Source organism: Cryobacterium sp. M91, from assembly GCF_002929615.1.
GTDB classification, from domain to species: Bacteria; Actinomycetota; Actinomycetes; order Actinomycetales; family Microbacteriaceae; genus Cryobacterium; species Cryobacterium levicorallinum.
The window spans coordinates 78,859-96,181 of the sequence record NZ_PJJT01000084.1 but is presented as its reverse complement, the minus strand read 5'-3'; the positions used below and the strand labels follow the sequence as shown (position 1 = coordinate 96,181).

The window sequence follows — 17,323 nt, the reverse complement described above, 5'->3', positions numbered from 1 at the left end:
GGGTGAAGGAGGCATCGACGCCATGACCCTCACTGCCCCGCCCGCCGCAGCCGGCTCCGTACCAGAGGGGTCCCGCGTTTCGGTCATTGCCCAGGTCGGCGCGTTGCTCGCTTCTGTGGTCGACGCGGTACGGTTTGGTCAGCTCGAGGTTGCCGAAGCCGTTGCCGTTCTCGCGGCATTGGGAGGGCTGGGCCGCAAGGTCGATGGGGCCAGGCTACGCGCTACCACCGACATCGGCGTGAGCGCCGAAACCGACCTCGGCAACGGATCGCTGGCCTACCAGAACGGATGCCGCAACCGGGTCAAGTTCATCACCCAGCTCGCCGGCATCTCCGGCCGCGAGGTCAAACGGCGCCTCAAGCTCGGTGAGACCGCGGTGGAACTCACCCCACTCGGCCTGCCCATCCCCGCCCGGTACCCAGTCATCGCCGACGGCCTGGGCAGCGGCGAACTCAGCGTGGAATCAGCCGAGATCATCGTCAGCACCCTCACCGCCCTCGAGGGGAAAGTCATGCCCGACGACCTCGACCGAGTTGAACGCGCCCTCGTCGCCACCGCCACTGGTGCCATCACCCCGGAGACGGCCGGACTGCCCGGCGCGGGCATCCGCTTCGCCCCCGACGTGCTGCGCGCGCAGGCAATGGAATGGCAGGCCCGCCTCGACCCCGACGGCACCGCCCCGAACGACGACGTGACCGAGGCGAAGAGCACCCTGACGTTCGGGCTGCTGCGCAACGGTCTCTACCCGCTGCGGGCCGACGTCACCCCCGAACTGCGCGGCATCATGGACACCCTCTTCGACACCTGCCTGTCGGCCAGGTCACGCACCCCCATGTTCCTGCCCACCGAGTCCCTCGACGGCAGCACCGACGGCAGCACCGACGGCAGCACCGACGGCGCCACACTAGATGGTATTGATGAGGCAGACGGAAACACCGAACGCTTCAGCGCCGACCAATACAGCGCCGAACGATACAGCTTTGAACAGTACAGCTCTGAACAGTACAGCGGGGACACCCGGTTCGACGGGGACCGCCGCACTGCGGGTGAGAAACGTGCCGACATTTTCCGCGACGTCTTCCAGGCGGCCGCGCGCGACCCCAAGACCCCGACCATGGGCGGCGCCGCCCCCATCGTCATGATCCACGTCAACGCCACCGACCTCAACGCAGGCCGCGGCGTCGGCTGGATCGACGGCGTCGAAGCCCCCGTCAGCATGCGCCGGGTGAAAGAGACGATCTGCTCCCGCGGCGCCCAAAAAATCATCTTCGGCGACAACGGCGACGTCCTCTACCTCGGCGACAAAGTCCGCTGCTTCACCCCCAAACAGCGCGCCGCCATCGCCGCCCGCGACGGAGGCTGCATCATCCCCGGCTGCACCATCCCCGCCCGCTGGACCGAAGTCCACCACGTACTCCCGGCCGGAAAGGGCGGACCGACCAACGTCGACAACGGGTGTCTCCTATGTTGGTTCCATCACCACACGATTGAGACCAGTGGATGGAAAATTCGCATGAAAGACGGTCGGCCTCAAGTACGCGGCCCCCTGGTCTGGGACCCGTCTCAGACGTGGCGCCCGGGACAAAGCCACCGGGCCAACACTCCCAGCCCCGAACCGCCCTGGCGCACGTGAAGTCCATGCGAATTAGAGCGGTTGACGCTGCTGGTGCAAGAACTGGATCAACGGACCAGGGCGCCTGTCAGCGCCACCGCACCTCCGCCGTGCTGTGAGAGGGCTAGACCATGGTCAGAACCCGAGCGGGGTCGGCGAGGATGGTGCCGATGTCGGCGAGAAAGCGGGAGCCCTGCTCGCCATCGACCAGACGGTGATCGAATGACAGGCTGAGCGTGAGCACCTTGCGCAACGCAATCTGACCGCGATACTCCCAGGGCCGCGAGCGAATGGCGCCCATCGCGAGGATCGCCGCCTCCCCCGGGTTCAAAATGGGCGTTCCGGCATCGATGCCGAACACCCCAATGTTCGTGATCGTGATCGTGCCGCCGGACAGTGCCGCCGGGGCTGTCGTGCCAGCCCGGGCCGCCGTCGTCAGTTCGGCGAGCGCCGCGGCGAGGCCGCGCAGGTCGAGCCGGTCGGCGTCGACGATGTTCGGCACCATCAGTCCACGCGGGGTGGCCGCGGCGATGCCGAGGTTCACGTAGTGGAACTGAACGATTTCGCCGGCCGATTCATCCCACCGGGTGTTCACCGCGGGCGTGCGGCCAACGGCGAGGCAGAGTGCTTTGGCCACCACGGTCAGGATTCCAATGCCGGCATCGGCAAAGGCCCGGTCAGCGCGCAGGGAATCGAGCAGTTCCACGGTCGGCGTGACGTCGATGGTGAGGAATTCGGTCACGTGCGGTGCCGTGAATGCGCTCTGCACCATGGCCTCGGCCGTGAGCTTGCGCAGGCTCTTGATCGGCGCGCGGGTCTCACGCTCGAACTCTCCTGACCCGGATCCGTCGGGCGTCGATACGGGCAGACCGGTCGCCGGCACCGACTCGGTGATGTGGGCGCGCACGTCATCTCTGGTGATCAGGCCGTCGCGCCCGGTCCCGGTGACCGTGGTGAGGTCGATACCGAGATCGCGGGCCAGGGCGCGCACCGGCGGGGTCGAGCGCGGCCGGTCTGCAACGGATGCTGCGGCGGGCTGGTCGGAGACGGCAGACGTTCCGGGGGCTGCCGCTGCCCGGCCGACGGACGCAGCCGGCACTGCCGTGTTGCCAGCGGCCTGACCGCCAGCGGAACCATCAGCCTCGGCAACGGCGGGCCCGCCGGCTGAGACCGTCACGCCGTCACCCGGCCGGGCCCGGCGCTGCGGGTGCCCGCCGCTCTCGACGGCAGGTCCGTAGCCGACCAGGTTGGCCTCGCGCTTCTCGGCTTGGGCGGGGGCCGCAGCATCCGTTGCACCGGTATCGGGGGTGTCGGCGTCGCCACCCACGTCGAAGCTGACGATCGGCTCGCCGACGTGCACGACCACACCGGCCGGACAGTGCAGCTCACTCACCACACCGGCGAACGGGCTCGGCAGTTCGACCACGGCCTTGGCCGTTTCGACGTCGGCGATGTGCTGGTTGAGCGTGACCGCATCGCCCGGCGCCACGAGCCAGGCGACGATCTCTGATTCGGTGAGCCCCTCACCGAGGTCGGGCAGTTTGAAGACCTTGATCATCGTCGCCCCATCGCCCGGTCGACGCCGTCGAGAATGCGGTCCAGGCCGGGCAGGTGGTGACTTTCGAGCTTGGCCGGCGGATACGGCACGTCGAAGCCGGTCACCCGCACCGGGGCGGATTCCAGATAGCTGAAGCAGCGTTCAGTGACGGTCGCGATGATCTCGCCGCCGAGTCCACCCGACTGGGCCGCCTCGTGGGTCACGACCAAGCGCCCGGTCTTGCGAACGGATGCCTCCACCACCACGTAATCCACCGGGGACAGCGACCGCAGGTCGATGACCTCGATCGACACGCCCTCGTCGGCCGCAGCGAGCGCCGCATCCTTCGCGGTCGACACCAGCGCGCCATAGGTGAGGAGCGTGACATCCGTTCCCGGAGTGACGATGACGGCCTGCTCCATCGGGGCGCCGAGCTCGGGAACGACCTCACCCTTGACGTGGTAGCGACGCTTGGGCTCGAAGTAGAGCACCGGGTCGTCGCTCGCGATGGCCTGCCGGATGAGGCTGTAGGCGTCCTGAGCGTTGGAGACGGCGATCACCCGCAGGCCGGAGGTGTGGGTGAAGTAGGCCTCCGGTGATTCGGAGTGGTGTTCGGCCGCGCCGATGCCGCCGCCGAACGGCACCCGAATGGTGATGGGCATGCGCACGGCCCCCTGGGTGCGGTAGTGGAACTTGGCGACCTGGCTGACGATCTGGTCGAAGCCGGGAAAGATGAAACCGTCAAACTGAATCTCGCAGACCGGACGGTAGCCGCGGTAGGCCAGTCCGACCGCGGTGCCGATAATCGCGGATTCGGCCAGGGGTGTGTCAATAACCCGGCGGGCGCCGAACTGGGCGAGCAGATCGCTCGTGACCCGAAAGACACCGCCGAGGGCGCCGATGTCCTCGCCGAGGAGCACGACCTTGGGGTCGTCGAGCATGGCCTGGCGCAGGCCCTCATTGATTGCCTTCCCCATGGTGAGGGTCTTGGTCTCGGTCAGTGGGACCGGTTTCGGGGCAGCAAGGCCGGGCAAGCTGGCGGGGGTCATCAGGGTGGTCATGGTCATCGTCCTTCTCCAGGTGTGCCGAAGCTCGTGAGGTAGCCGGCATAGTCGGTGCGCTGGCGCTCGAGGGTCGCGTTAGGGGTGGTGTACACGTGGTCGAACACGCTCAGCGGTTGTGGGTCGGCCAGGCCGATGCAGCCGGCGCGTAGTTCGGCAGCCACCTGGTCGGCGATGGCCTGGGTCTCGGCTTCGACCTCTGGGGTGATCACGTCAAGCCGCTCCAGCAGCCGGTGCAGCCGCAGCAGCGGATCGCGGGTCTTCCATTCGGCGAGTTCGGCCGGGTCGCGGTAGCGGGTGGGGTCATCCGCTGTGGTGTGCGGTCCCATGCGGTAGGTGACCGCTTCGATGAAGGTGGGGCCGCCGCCGGTGCGGGCCCGGTCGAGGGCGATCTTGGTCGCCGCCATCACCGCGATCACGTCGTTGCCGTCGATGCGCAGGCTCGGGATGCCGAAGCCCGGTGCCCGATCGGCGATGTTGCGGTGTGCTTGCAGCCCGACCGGTTCGGAGATGGCCCACTGGTTGTTCTGGCAGAAGAAAACCACCGGGGCCTGAAAGCTTGCGGCGAAAACCATGGCCTCGTTGACGTCGCCCTGGCTGGTGGCGCCGTCGCCGAAGTAGGTGATGGCGACCGAGTCGACTTCGTCGCGCTGGGCGCCGAGCGCCCACCCGGTGGCGTGCAGGGTCTGCGCGCCGATGATGATGTTCGGCGTGGCCATATTGACCGTGTAAGGGTCCCAGCCGGACTGGGCGTTACCGCGCCAGACCTTGACGATGTCGGTCAGGTTGACGCCGCGACAGTAGGCGACGGCGTTCTCCCGGTAGCTCGGAAAGATGAAGTCGTCGCTGCGCAGGGCGCGAGCGGACCCGACCTGCGCAGCCTCTTGGCCGAGCAGCGGCGGCCACAGTCCGAGTTCGCCCTGGCGTTGCAGGGCGGTCGCCTCGGTGTCGATCCGGCGCACTACGACCATGTCGCGGTACAGGGCCAGCAGTGCCGGCCCGTCAAGATCGTCGACCCACGGGTCGAAGTCGGGCCGGGGCATCCGCTCGCCGTCAAGCGAGAGAAGTTGCACCAGCTGAGGGGAGAAATCAATCATGGTTCGCTCCGAGCGTCATTGCTAAAGTTGACGTGAGCCTACGTCGACCCCGCAAGGAGCACAACCACTGACGAAAAAAGTGAGCAGAGTGCCCTATTCAGACTCGTCGGACCGTGTTAAAGTTTTGCACTATGTACAGCCTTGACAAGACCGACACACAGCTCCTGCAAGCCCTCTCGGCCGACCCGCGCAGCACCTTCGTCGCCCTCGCCGACACCCTGGGGCTGTCGCGCAACACCGTGCAGGCCCGCATGAAGCGATTGGAAGATTCTGGCGCCTTTCTCGGCTTCGACCGCCGCATCAATCCGGCCGCTCTGGGCTACCCGCTGACCGCGTTCATCGAGGTGCATGTGCAGCAGAAGCGCCTCGCTCAAATCGTGATCGATCTCGCCAAAATTCCCGAAATCGTGCAGGCGCACGGCATGAGCGGGCAGGCCGATCTGCTCGTGCGCGTGGTCTGCACGGATGCCGCTGATCTGTTTCGGATCGATGGCACGATCCTCGCCTGTGATGGGGTCGAGCGCACCGAAACCTCGCTCGCGATGGGCGAGGTCATCCCGTATCGCCTCACCCCGCTGCTCGACCGGCATGCCTAAGCACGATTCGATCTATTTGCTAAATTCTTTATATAGTTATATAAAGAAGTAATGAAGTTAATCGCGCTGGTAGTCTTGCACCCAACCAGACGCACCGCAGAATCCGTCGCCTGCCCAGCACCTTCGACTTTCGCGCTCCCCACAGAAGGCTCCAGCTTCGTGAACATGCATGCAGACCAGGGGCTCCGATGAGCTTCCTTCGATTGGCCACGCTCATTCGCCACGGCGGACGTATCGCCGAACCGGCACCGACCGCTCCGCCCCTGTTTCCCGGAGCCGAAGTCTTCGGCGGAAGCGTACAGGTGCGCTACATCAACGCCGGCGGCTGCAATGACTGTGCCCTGGAAGTTTCTGCCGCGTTCGGCCCGGTCTATGACGTGGAACGCTACGGCGTTCGCCTGGTGCCCTCGCCGCGGCATGCCGACGTGCTACTCATCGTCGGCAGCGTGACTCGCAATATGGCCGAGCCGTTGCGCCGCACCATCGAGGCCACCCCCACCCCCCGGTTTGTGATCGTGGTCGGCGACTGCGCCATCCACGGTGGCGCCTTCCGCGACGGCTACGGCATTATGGGGCCCGTTTCTGATTTCGTGCACGTCGATATCGAGGTACCGGGCAGTCCGCCGGAACCAACCGAGATCGTGCAGGCCCTGCGCCGGATGACCGGCCGATGACGGGTAGCGGAGCCGGGCTCCTGCTGCACACCGAGACCGGAACGGGCCTGCTCATGCAAACGGGTATCGGAGCCGGGCTCCTGCTGCAACTGGGCCTCGGCGCGCTGGCCGTGGTGACCGCCCTGCTGGCCGCACCGTCCCTGCGGTCGCGGGCCGGCGGCATCCTCTGCACCCTGATCGCCGTGACCGGTTTCGTCACCGGCCTCGCCGCGATGCTCGGCTCGACCGGCGGCCTGCTTATTCCCCTGGCCCTGCCGATGGACCCACTGCTGCTGGCCCCCGACCGTCTCGGCGGTCTGTTCATGCTCATCGTGTCGGGCGTCGGCATACTTGTCTCGCTCTACTCGATGAGCTCGACCAGCGGACCCGACGCGAGCCGCACCGCCTGGGTCGCCATGCCGGTGTTCCTAGTGGGCATGCAGCTCGTTCCCGCGGCGACCGACTCGGTGTCGTTCCTGCTGGCCTGGGAGGTCATGACCCTCGGCTCCACCGTGCTCCTGCTGGCCGATCACGCCAGCCGCGCCTCGGTCGCCTCGGCCGGCATCTGGTACTCAGCCATGTCACAGTTGAGCTTCTTCTTCATCCTCGCCGGATTCGCCGTGCTCGCCGCCGCTTCGGGCGGCACCAGCTTCACCAGCCTGCAGGCGATCGAACCCGGTGACTGGGCCGCGAACGTCGCCTTTGTCCTGTTCCTGCTCGGTTTCGGCGGCAAGGCCGAACTCGTTCCGCTGCACGTCTGGGTACCCCGGGTACTGCCCGAAGCCCCGAGCCACGTCTCGGCTGCGATGAGCGGCGCTATGGTCAAGATCGGCGTCTACGGCGGCCTGCTGGTCTGCGTGCGTCTGCTGCCCGACGGTCCGGCCTGGTGGGGCATCGCGATCATGCTGGTCGGTGGAGCATCCGCTTTGTACGGCATTCTGCAGGCCTCCGTGTCGAGTGACCTCAAGGTTTTGCTGGCGTACTCGACCACCGAGAACATGGGTCTGGTCTTTCTCGGCCTCGGCGCGAGCATGCTGCTGCGCGGCTACGACGCGCAAGCGGCAGCGGATGCCGCGCTCGTCGCCGCCCTGCTGCTCGCCGTCAGCCACGCCGCATTCAAGTCCACGTTGTTCCTCGGTGCTGGCGCCATTATCCACGCCACCGGCGAACGCAACCTCGACCGGCTCGGCGGCCTCGGCGCCCGTATGCCCGTCACTGCCGCCGCGTTCGGCATCGCCAGCCTCGGCGCGGCCGCCATCCCGATCACGAGCGGTTTCGTCGCCGAGTGGATGCTGCTGCAGTCACTCATTCACGGCGGTCGCCTCGATGGGGCGGTCGTCTCGGTCGCGGCATCCGTCGCTATGCCGCTCGCCGTCGCCGTGATCGCCCTCACCGCCGGTCTGGCGCTGCTCACCTTCGTCAAGGCCTACGGCATCGCCTTCCTGGCCCGACCACGAAGCAGCGCCGCAGCGGACGCCCGGGAAGTGCCAGCACTGATGCGCATTTCACTCGCCCTCGGCGCCCTGGCCGTGCTCGCTCTCGGCTTGTTGCCGGGACCGATCGCCACCCTCGTGGCGACCACGGTCAGTTCGGACCCGACGGCCGCGGTGCGGTCGGTCGGACTCGGCGGGGTATCGCTGCCGGGCATCGGCGCTGTGCTCGACCCGATCATGCTCGTCGTCCTGTCGGCCCTCGTCGCCATCCCGGTGATCGTCGCGATCATCGTCTCGGCCCGCCGGCATCCGCACCGTATCGTCGACCTGCCCTGGGGTGGCGGCGGATCTCGAGCCCGGCCACGCATGCAGTACACCGCGACGTCGTATGCGGAGCCGCTGGTTCGCGTTTTCGACGACGTGCTCAAGCCCTCCCGTGACGTGCAGGTCACCCACGTGGCCGAGTCCCGCTATCTGGTGGAACGCGTGCGGGTGGAACAGAGCGTCTCCGATGTGATCGAAACCCGGCTGTACCGTCCGGTGCTCAACCTGTTCCAGCGCTACGGCGTGGTCGTGCGGCACGTCGCCAACGGCAGCATCCACCGCTACCTCTCCTATTCCTTTGTCGCGCTGCTGATCGTGCTGATTGTGGTCTCCCTATGAACAATTACGACGCGAATGCCACGGACGTCAGCGCCATCATCATCGCCCTCGTGCAGGTTGTCTTGTTCGTGTTCCTCGCCCCGCTGCTGATGGGTGTGATCCGGCAGGTGCGAGCCACCATCGAGGGCCGCGCCGGCGCCGGAATCTGGCAGCCCTGGCGCGACCTGCGCAAACTGCTCGCGAAGAACCCGGTGCGCGGCACCGACAGCAGCTGGATGCTGCGAGTCGGTCCGGTCGCCCTGGTCGTGTCGAGCCTGCTGCTCTGCGTGCTGCTGCCGCTCGTCGGTACGATTCCGTTCGCGCTGATTCCCAGCGACTTGTTCGTCATTGTCTCCATCATGCTGATCGGCGTCGTCGCCCTCGCCCTTGTCGGCCTCGACGGCGGTACCGCCTTCGGCGGCATGGGGTCCAGCCGACACATGACGGTTGCCGCGCTGGTTGAGCCGACCCTGCTGCTCTCGGTCTACGCGTTCTCAATTCCGGCCGGAACCAGCACCCTGTCGGTCATCGTTGAAACCCGGCTGCTCTCCCCCGAGCTGATCATCTCGCCGGTCAGCGTGCTGGCCCTCGTCGCGCTATCGATCGCCATCATGGCCGAGACCGCCCGACTGCCCATCGATAACCCCGGCACCCACCTTGAGGTGACCATGCTGCACGAGGCGATGACGCTCGAAGCGAGCGGACGCGACCTCGCCTGGCTCGAAGTCGGCTCCTGGCTGAAGCTGGCCGCCCTGCTCGGCCTGGTCAGCAACCTGATCGTGCCGTGGGGCATCGTCACCGATTTCAGTGCCCTGGGCCTCCTAATTGGCGTCGTCTCGATCGCCGTGAAGGTGCTGGTGCTGGGGGTGCTGCTCAGCGTCGGCGAGATCTTTCTCGCCAAGGTACGACTGTTCCAGGTGCCCGAGCTGCTCGCTGGCTCCTTCGCCCTCGCCTTCCTGGCCGTTACCGCCTCTTATCTGGTCGCCTGAGGAGCATCCGTCGTGTTTGAAACTTTCTTTCCCCAACTGATCGGCCTGTGCACCGGAGCCCTGCTGCTGACCAGCGCGCTCATGGTCTGGCGACACTCCCTACTGGCGTCCATCCGTCTGCTCGCGCTGCAGGGCGTGGCCCTGGCCGCGCTTGTCGCCGTGATCGGCATCGCCGAGGGCGAATCCGAACTGGGGCTGGTGTCGCTGCTCATTCTCTCGGTCAAGGGCATCGGCCTGCCCTGGGTGCTCGCGTACCAGTCCAAGGCGTCGATCAAACAGATTCAGGAATCGACCCGACTCAACCCCACGGCCGCTCTGCTCGCCGTCACACTCTTGAGTATCCTCAGCTACGTCGTCGTCAGCCGAGTCTTCGGATTAGGCGACAGCAGCACGGGGCACGCCGCTCCGATCGGGCTCGCCATGGTACTGATCGGCTTTCTGCTGTTGATCAGCCGCCGCCGGGCCCGCTCGCAGCTGATCGGCTTTCTGGTACTCGACAACGGCATCGCCACCACGACGTTCCTCACCAGCGGCGGTGTGCCGATTCTGCTCGAGTTCGCGGTCTCCCTCGACGTTTTGCTGGTCGTGCTGATTCTGCACGTGTTCACCGGCCGCATGCGCACCAAGTTCGGCGGCACGGCCGTCGATCAGCTCAGAGAGTTGCACGATTGATGTCATTTGTTCTGTGGATTCCCCTGGTCGGCCCGCTCGTCTTCGCAGCCCTGAGCCTGCTGCTGCGCGGCTCATCGCTGCGACGCTTCGTCGGCGTCGCAGCGTCGAGCGCCGTGCTGGTCTCCGGTCTGTTCCTGATCAGCGCCGTCCTGAACGGCGATATCCCCGAAGGCGGCGGCGGAATACTGCGTGCCGACGCCCTCTCGGCCTACATGCTCAGTGTCGTCGGAGCGGTCGGGCTCATCTCCACCTGGGGCGGCCTCAGCAGTGCCGCGTCCAGCCGCACCAAGAACGCCGCCGGCTACGAGGCACTCATCGCCCTGTTCCTGGCCGCGATGTCCCTCGCCGTGCTCGCCGACAGCATCGGCCTGATGTGGGCCGCCGTCGAGGCCACGACCATTGCCACCGCCTTTTTGGTCGGCCACCACCGCACCCGTCGTTCGCTCGAAGCCGCCTGGAAATACGTCATTCTCGGCTCGGTCGGTGTAGCCATCGCGCTGCTCGGGATCGTGCTGATCTACGCCGCCTCGGTCGGCACCGATACCCCGACGCTCTCCTGGATACTCCTCAGCCAGTCCACGCGAGGCCTCGACCCGGCACTCATCACGGCCGGCGGCGCCCTCGCCGTGCTCGGATTCGCTACCAAATCCGGCCTGGCCCCGATGCACAGCTGGCTGCCGGATGCCCACAGCCAGGCCCCGGCTCCGGTTTCCGGCCTCATGTCCGGCGTGCTGCTCTCGGTTGCGCTCTACGCCATCCTGCGCATCCAGTCGATCACCAACCTCGTGATCGGCCCGGAGTTTCTGCGCACCATGCTCAGCATCGCTGGCCTGCTCTCCCTGCTCATTGCCGCATCCCTGCTCATTCGGCAACGCGATTACAAGCGGATGCTGGCCTACTCCAGCATCGAACACATGGGCCTCATGGCAATCGGTGTGGCCATCGGCCCAGCTGCCCTCCCGTCGGTGTTGCTCTACATTCTCGGCCATGGTCTGATCAAGGCGACCCTGTTCGTCCTCTCCGGACGGATCCTGAAGATCGAGGGCACCCCGGTGATCGCCGATGTGCGGGCCCTGCTGGTGCGACGACCCGGGCTCGCCATCCCGTGGCTGATCGCCATGGCGGCCATCGTAGGCTTTCCCCCGTTCAGCATCTTCTTCTCCGAGGTCGGCATCATCATGGCCGGCTGGTCGGTGGGACTTGGCGGAGTCGTCGGCGCTGCCCTCGTGCTGCTGCTCGTCATCTTCGCCGCCTTCACCCGTCTGACCGTGCAGATGACCATCGGCGCTCCCGCGGCCACGGTGCCCCCGAGCCCGCAAGCCTTCACCCCGGACTATTCCACCCATGGGCCGATTTTGCCCATCATTCTGGCCCTGGCGACCACAACGACGATCGCCTTCGTGGCCGAGCCGGTCGGCACTCTGTTGCTGCAGGCCACAGCCGTTCTGGGAGGTACCAACTGATGCGCGATGAGCGGACCCCTGAAGACCACGCCGCCGACGAGTTAGCCTCAGGCCGCTCCACCGAACGCGGACTGGCCGCCGGCGACGGTGCCGAGCTACGTCACCTCGACCGTTCGAGGCTGGCCACGGCAGCCGGTGCCTTGTTGGATGCCGGCAGCCGTCTGGCCTTGATCGCGTGTCACGAAGACAACGACCAGTTTCGCATCGTATATTCCTTTGTCGGAGCCGACCCCTCACTGCGCGCTGACCTGTCAGTGAGCGTGCCCCGCACGGACGCCTGGATTCCCAGCCTCGCCGAACTGTCATTTTCGGCCGGCAACTTCGAGCGGGAGATTCGCGATCTGTACGGTGTCGAGCCACGGGATCACCCGCAGCCTCACCGCCTGGTGCGCCACGGCCACTGGCCGCGCGGCTGGTATCCGATGCTCAAGGCCAACTCGGTCGTACCCGAGTTCGAGCCCGACGTGGAATCCTTCCCGTTTGTCCCGGTCGAAGGTCCCGGGGTCTATGAGATCGCCGTCGGACCGATTCACGCCGGGATCATCGAGCCCGGACACTTTCGCTTCTCGGTCGTCGGCGAGACGATCGTGCGCATGGAAGCCCGTCAGTGGTACCTGCACCGCGGAGTCGAGAAGGTCTTCGAGGGCAAGAGCGCCGCCGAGGGCGTGCTGCTCGCCGAGCAAATTAGCGGGGACACTGCCGTCGGCCATTCCCTCGCATTCGTCATGGCTGTCGAGCAGGCCGCTGGCATCGAGGTTTCCGAACCCGACCGGCTATTGCGCGCCCTGCTCTTGGAGCTTGAGCGGCTGTACAACCACGTCACAGACCTGGGCTCGCTCGCCAACGATGTGGGCTTTGGCATCATTGACGCGCGGGCTCAGGGCCTGCGTGAGCAACTCATGCGTATCAACAAGTCAGTCACCGGGCATCGTCTGCTCCGCAGCGCCCTCAGCGTCGGTGGCACCAGGGTCAACGCCCTGCCGAGCTCCGACGATCTGGCGGATATTGCCGCAGCCATGGCCGAACTAGCCGAGATCACGCTCGGCCACGCCATCGTGCGTGGCCGCTTCACCGGCACGGCCCGCCTTTCCCGCGCCCATGCGACCACGCTTGGCACGCTCGGCTATGTCGCCCGAGCTTCCGGCATCGACACCGATGCCCGCCTTGAGCATCCGTTCGTCAATCTCGGCGAGGTCTTTCACGTCGTGACCGAGGACGGCGGCGACGTGCTCGCTCGCTACACCGTGCGCGCTCGGGAGGTCGAGGTGTCGACCGCTATCCTGCTCGACCTGCTCAAGCGACTGCAGGGGCGCACGGGCACCGCGCACAGCCTGAACCCGACCTCGGCCGGCACCGGGCTGGCTCTGGTCGAGGCGTGGCGGGGTACTGTAACGCACAGGGTCGAACTCGCCGCCGACGGCACGCTCGCCCGGGTCAAGATCGTCGACCCGTCGTTCCTGAACTGGCCCGCTGTGCCGCAGGCCCTGTCGGAAACAATCGTTCCCGACTTTCCACTCGCGAACAAGAGTTTCAACCTCTCCTACGCCGGCAACGACCTGTAGGCCGCGTCGCGTGAGCTGACCGCGGCGGGCGCGTCCTACTCCTGTTCGAGGTGGCGCAGGAGTGCGTGCGAGTCGGTGAGGCTGGCCAGCACCATGCGCTTGGCCGCGGTCAGCAGCTCCACCGCACCCTGATCGCGCAGGGCATAGAAAATGGAGTTGCCCTCGCGCCGGGTCACTACTACGCCGGCCCGCCGTAACACACCGAGCTGCTGGGACAGGTTGGACAGCTCGCAGCCGAGGGCTTCGGCGAGTGACCCCACCGAACGTTCGCCGGCGACGAGCTGTTCCAAAACCTGCACCCGCAGCGGATGCCCGAGCGCCTTGAACAGGTCGGACTTCAATTGGGCGGCGGGCAAACCAGAGGACAACACAGGTTTAGTATATCGCTACCTAATGATTCTTTCAACTAGATACCCGTCGCTGAATGCTTAACGCTGAATCGGCGCTAACGGACACGCAGCACCCCGTCATGCACGAGGGCGCGAGTGCAACCAAAGCTGTTGCCGAGCGCGTTCGGGTGAAAGTTGGCCGGCGCGTACGGGTTCAGCGGATCAAATGCGAAGTACGGAACCCGCGACCCAACGCCGTGTGCGGCAAATTCCTGCGATGCATCAACAAAGCGGACGCGCGGCGTCGCCATCGCCGCGACGGATCCGACGATAACGGTGTTTAGCGCGTCGGTGGCCCCGTTGAGCATATCGCCCAGCGGGGAGAATCCCGGCTTGAACTGCCGCGGATAGCTGAGCACCACGATCTTCGCCTGCGGCAACGTCGCCGCCACGAGACCGTAGGTGCCCACGAGCTTGGGGGCGAGAACGTTCAGCTGGGCGACACTGTTTTGGATGGTACCGAGGCAGATCGTACTGACCGGGTCGGGCGCACACGCCGCCAAAACGATGTTGGAGCCGGCGTCGATGCCTCCGACGGTCAACGTGACCAGAGCAGTTTCCTTGCTGACCCCGACGAGCTGAGCGGGAACATCCGCTGTGCTGGCCCCGGAACATGCTTTATTCGACACGCGTTTGAAGGGACTGACCAGGTTCGCAAAAATCGGGTAGCTGGCCTGCTTGGAACGCAGGCACGGAGTACCGTCGAGCACGTACGGCGGGGCGCCCTGACCAGACGTGAACGAATCGCCGAGCGCGACGTAACGGGTTGCAGGGGCCTTGACGGCTGGGCCGGCAACCACGGCCGGCCTGGTCGGCGAGGTGTGTGCGAGCGCCGGGGCGCTCACCGCGCCAGTCAGCAGGGCCGCTGTGAGCACAGCGACGGCACTGAGGCGCGGCAGGAATCGTGAAACCAAGCGTTGTTTTGTCATGCGACGAACGTAGACCCCGACATCAGACTCGGCAAGGCGCGTAAATGATCCCCTTCTGCAGCACGCCACAAGGCGGACGCGAGAAGGCCCGCACTGCAAGCAGTGCGGGCCTTCCGTCTACCCGACCGACCTGGCGAGAGGTGATCGGGAGATCTATTGGGGCAAGGTGTTCGTCAGTACTAAACCTCGACTGAAGCGTCTGCGCTGTCGGAAGCCGCAGCGCGACCTTCGGTGTCAGCAGCCTCATCGAGCACCGGAGCGAGCGAGAGCTTGCCACGGTCATCGATCTTCGTGATTTCCACGAGAACCTTCTGGCCGACGCCGAGCACGTCTTCGACATTCTCGACGCGCTTGCCACCAGCAAGTTTACGCACCTCGGAGATGTGCAGCAGACCATCCTTGCCCGGGAGCAGCGAAACGAAGGCACCGAACGCGGCGATCTTGACGACGGTTCCGAGGAACTGCTCGCCAACCTCGGGGTTGGTCGGGTTCGCGATGGCGTTGACCTGGGCGCGAGCGGCCTCGGCTGACGGCCCGTCGACGGCTCCGATGTACACGGTGCCATCTTCCTCGATCGAGATGTCGGCACCGGTGGTGTCCTGGATCGAGTTGATCGTCTTGCCCTTCGGGCCGATCAGCTCGCCGATCTTGTCGACCGGGATCTGCACGCTGATGACGCGCGGCGCGGTGGGCGCCATCTCGTCGGGAGCGTCGATCGCCGCGTTCAACACGGAGAGGATCGTGGTGCGGGCATCCTTCGCCTGGTTCAGCGCGCCGGCCAGGACCGAGGCGGGAATACCGTCGAGCTTGGTGTCCAGCTGGATCGCGGTGATGAACTCGCTCGTACCGGCAACCTTGAAGTCCATGTCGCCGAGGGCATCTTCGGCACCGAGGATGTCGGTCAGCGCCGCGTAACGGGTCTGACCATCAACGGTGTCGCTGATCAGGCCCATGGCGATACCGGCGACCGGGGCGCGCAGCGGCACTCCGGCGTTCAGCAGCGACAGGGTCGAAGCGCAGACGGAACCCATCGAGGTGGAACCGTTGGAGCTGAGCGCCTCGGAGACCTGACGGATAGCGTACGGGAACTCCTCACGCGTGGGCAGCACGGGGACCAGGGCACGCTCAGCGAGCGCACCGTGGCCGATCTCGCGACGCTTCGGCGTTCCGACCCGGCCGGTTTCACCGGTCGAGTAGGGCGGGAAGTTGTAGTTGTGCATATAACGCTTTTTGGTGACCGGGTTCAGCGAGTCGATCGACTGCTCGAGCTTCAGCATGTTCAGCGTGGTCACGCCCAGGATCTGGGTTTCACCGCGCTGGAAGATGGCCGAACCATGCACGCGCGGGATGACCGCAACCTCGGCATCGAGCGGACGGATGTCCGCCAGTCCACGACCGTCGATACGGATGCCCTCGTTGAGCACGCGTGAGCGAACGACGAGCTTGGTGACCGACTTGTACGCCGCGTTGACCTGGTTGTTGGCGCTCGCGTCGAGCTCGCCGGCTTCAACCTTGGCCGCGATGGCGGTCTTGACGGATGCCTTGAGCGCGTCGTCAGCGTTCTGACGCTCGACCTTGTCGGCGATCGTGTAGACCGTCTTGAGCTGGTCGTAGGCCAGCGCGGCGACCGCGTCGTAGGTGGCCGGCTGGTACGGCGGGAAGAGCGCGAAGTCGGCGGTCGGCTTGGCGGCGGCATCCGCTACCTGCTGCTGCGCGAAGACGAGCTGCTTAATGAAGGGCTTGGAAGCCTCGATGCCCTGGGCAACGACGGCTTCGTTCGGCGCGATGGCGCCGCCCTTGATCAGGTTCCAGGCTGCGTCGGTCGCTTCGGCCTCGATCATCATGATCGCGACGTCCTGCGCGCCGTTGGCGTCCGTGACAACACGACCGGCGACGACCATGCTGAACACGGCGTCATCAAGCTGCGAGTGCTTCGGGAAGGCAACCCACTGGCCGCCACCGTTCTCGTCCGGGATGAGGGCGACGCGAACGCCACCGATCGGTCCGGAGAACGGCAGGCCGGCGAGCTGCGTCGACATGGAGGCCGCATTGATCGCGAGCACGTCGTACAGTTCGTCGGGCTCGATGGCCAGAACGGTGATGACAACCTGGATCTCGTTGCGGAGACCATCGACGAACGACGGGCGCAGCGGCCGGTCGATCAGACGGCAGGTGAGGATGGCGTCGGTCGAGGGACGACCTTCGCGGCGGAAGAAGCTGCCCGGGATGCGGCCGGCTGCATACATGCGCTCTTCAACGTCGATGGTGAGCGGGAAGAAGTCGAAGTTGTCCTTCGGCTGCTTGCTGACGCTCGTGGCGGAGAGCAGCATCGTCTCGTCGTCAATGTAGGCGGCGGCAGAACCCTGCGCCTGCTGGGCGAGACGCCCGGTTTCAAAACGGATGGTGCGCTTGCCGTACTTGCCGTTATCGATAACGGTTTCAGCGAACGTGATTTCTGGACCCTCCATGTGGGGGTTTTCTCCTTTAAGTTTGCTTCTCGCCATGCTGGCGATGAAGGCTCGCATGCCCGTATGACAGGCGAGTTGGGCAGCGTGCAATGTCAGCGAGCAGTGTCAGGCAGCGTATTTGCTGGCCACCAGAGGAAACTCACCACCACGCAAACCGTGTTGGAAAATCACCACCGATAACCAGCGTCCTACCTGGCCGCTCCAGATAACTGGCCAATCC

Annotated in this window: 14 protein-coding genes; 8 read left to right on the top strand and 6 right to left on the bottom strand. The window is 65.9% G+C overall.

Annotation, left to right across the window (positions count from 1 at the left end):
- Window positions 1-22: 22 nt before the first annotated feature.
- Window positions 23-1,633 (top strand): HNH endonuclease signature motif containing protein, encoded by a 1,611-nt coding sequence (locus CXY80_RS09855; RefSeq protein ID WP_104132408.1) that lies wholly within the window; start codon window positions 23-25, stop codon window positions 1,631-1,633.
- Window positions 1,634-1,736: 103 nt separating this feature from the next.
- Here CXY80_RS09855 and CXY80_RS09850 read toward each other — a convergent pair whose 3' ends face one another.
- The 3 genes from CXY80_RS09850 to pdhA form a co-directional block, all read right to left on the bottom strand.
- Window positions 1,737-3,170 (bottom strand): dihydrolipoamide acetyltransferase family protein, encoded by a 1,434-nt coding sequence (locus tag CXY80_RS09850; RefSeq protein ID WP_104132407.1) that lies wholly within the window; start codon window positions 3,168-3,170, stop codon window positions 1,737-1,739.
- Complete coding sequence (locus CXY80_RS09845; RefSeq protein WP_233195244.1) at window positions 3,167-4,126, bottom strand: alpha-ketoacid dehydrogenase subunit beta; 960 nt, start codon at window positions 4,124-4,126, stop codon at window positions 3,167-3,169. The genes CXY80_RS09850 and CXY80_RS09845 overlap by 4 nt, the downstream gene beginning before the upstream one ends.
- A gap of 86 nt (window positions 4,127-4,212) precedes the next feature.
- Window positions 4,213-5,307, bottom strand: coding sequence for a pyruvate dehydrogenase (acetyl-transferring) E1 component subunit alpha (gene pdhA, locus CXY80_RS09840; protein ID WP_104132406.1), 1,095 nt, complete (start codon window positions 5,305-5,307; stop codon window positions 4,213-4,215).
- Between the two features lie 131 nt (window positions 5,308-5,438).
- Between pdhA and CXY80_RS09835 the strand changes: the two genes are divergently transcribed.
- From CXY80_RS09835 to CXY80_RS09805, 7 genes are all read left to right on the top strand, one after another.
- Window positions 5,439-5,903 (top strand): Lrp/AsnC family transcriptional regulator, encoded by a 465-nt coding sequence (locus CXY80_RS09835; protein WP_104132405.1) that lies wholly within the window; start codon window positions 5,439-5,441, stop codon window positions 5,901-5,903.
- Between the two features lie 188 nt (window positions 5,904-6,091).
- Window positions 6,092-6,577, top strand: coding sequence for an NADH-quinone oxidoreductase subunit B family protein (locus CXY80_RS09830; protein WP_092449957.1), 486 nt, complete (start codon window positions 6,092-6,094; stop codon window positions 6,575-6,577).
- Window positions 6,574-8,652, top strand: a complete 2,079-nt coding sequence (locus tag CXY80_RS09825) for a proton-conducting transporter membrane subunit (protein ID WP_199182249.1) — start codon at window positions 6,574-6,576, stop codon at window positions 8,650-8,652. The genes CXY80_RS09830 and CXY80_RS09825 overlap by 4 nt, the downstream gene beginning before the upstream one ends.
- Window positions 8,649-9,620, top strand: coding sequence for a respiratory chain complex I subunit 1 family protein (locus CXY80_RS09820; RefSeq protein ID WP_104132404.1), 972 nt, complete (start codon window positions 8,649-8,651; stop codon window positions 9,618-9,620). The genes CXY80_RS09825 and CXY80_RS09820 overlap by 4 nt, the downstream gene beginning before the upstream one ends.
- Window positions 9,621-9,632: 12 nt before the next feature.
- Window positions 9,633-10,292: a hypothetical protein gene (locus tag CXY80_RS09815; RefSeq protein ID WP_104132403.1), complete on the top strand. Its 660-nt coding sequence runs from the start codon at window positions 9,633-9,635 to the stop codon at window positions 10,290-10,292.
- Window positions 10,292-11,755, top strand: a complete 1,464-nt coding sequence (locus CXY80_RS09810) for a proton-conducting transporter membrane subunit (RefSeq protein ID WP_104132402.1) — start codon at window positions 10,292-10,294, stop codon at window positions 11,753-11,755. Before CXY80_RS09815 ends, CXY80_RS09810 begins: the two co-directional genes overlap by 1 nt.
- A complete protein-coding gene (locus CXY80_RS09805) occupies window positions 11,755-13,317 on the top strand; it encodes an NADH-quinone oxidoreductase subunit C (RefSeq protein ID WP_104132401.1) in 1,563 nt (520 codons plus the stop codon). The genes CXY80_RS09810 and CXY80_RS09805 overlap by 1 nt, the downstream gene beginning before the upstream one ends.
- Window positions 13,318-13,352: 35 nt before the next feature.
- On the opposite strand, the gene CXY80_RS09800 is transcribed toward CXY80_RS09805, so the two are convergent.
- The 3 genes from CXY80_RS09800 to CXY80_RS09790 all read right to left on the bottom strand — a co-directional run bounded on the left by CXY80_RS09800 (window position 13,353) and on the right by CXY80_RS09790 (window position 17,103).
- Window positions 13,353-13,688, bottom strand: a complete 336-nt coding sequence (locus tag CXY80_RS09800) for a metalloregulator ArsR/SmtB family transcription factor (RefSeq protein WP_199182248.1) — start codon at window positions 13,686-13,688, stop codon at window positions 13,353-13,355.
- A 74-nt stretch (window positions 13,689-13,762) separates the two neighbouring features.
- Window positions 13,763-14,635, bottom strand: a complete 873-nt coding sequence (locus tag CXY80_RS09795) for an SGNH/GDSL hydrolase family protein (RefSeq protein ID WP_104132400.1) — start codon at window positions 14,633-14,635, stop codon at window positions 13,763-13,765.
- A gap of 179 nt (window positions 14,636-14,814) precedes the next feature.
- Window positions 14,815-17,103, bottom strand: a complete 2,289-nt coding sequence (locus CXY80_RS09790) for a polyribonucleotide nucleotidyltransferase (RefSeq protein WP_104132399.1) — start codon at window positions 17,101-17,103, stop codon at window positions 14,815-14,817.
- Window positions 17,104-17,323: the final 220 nt, after the last annotated feature.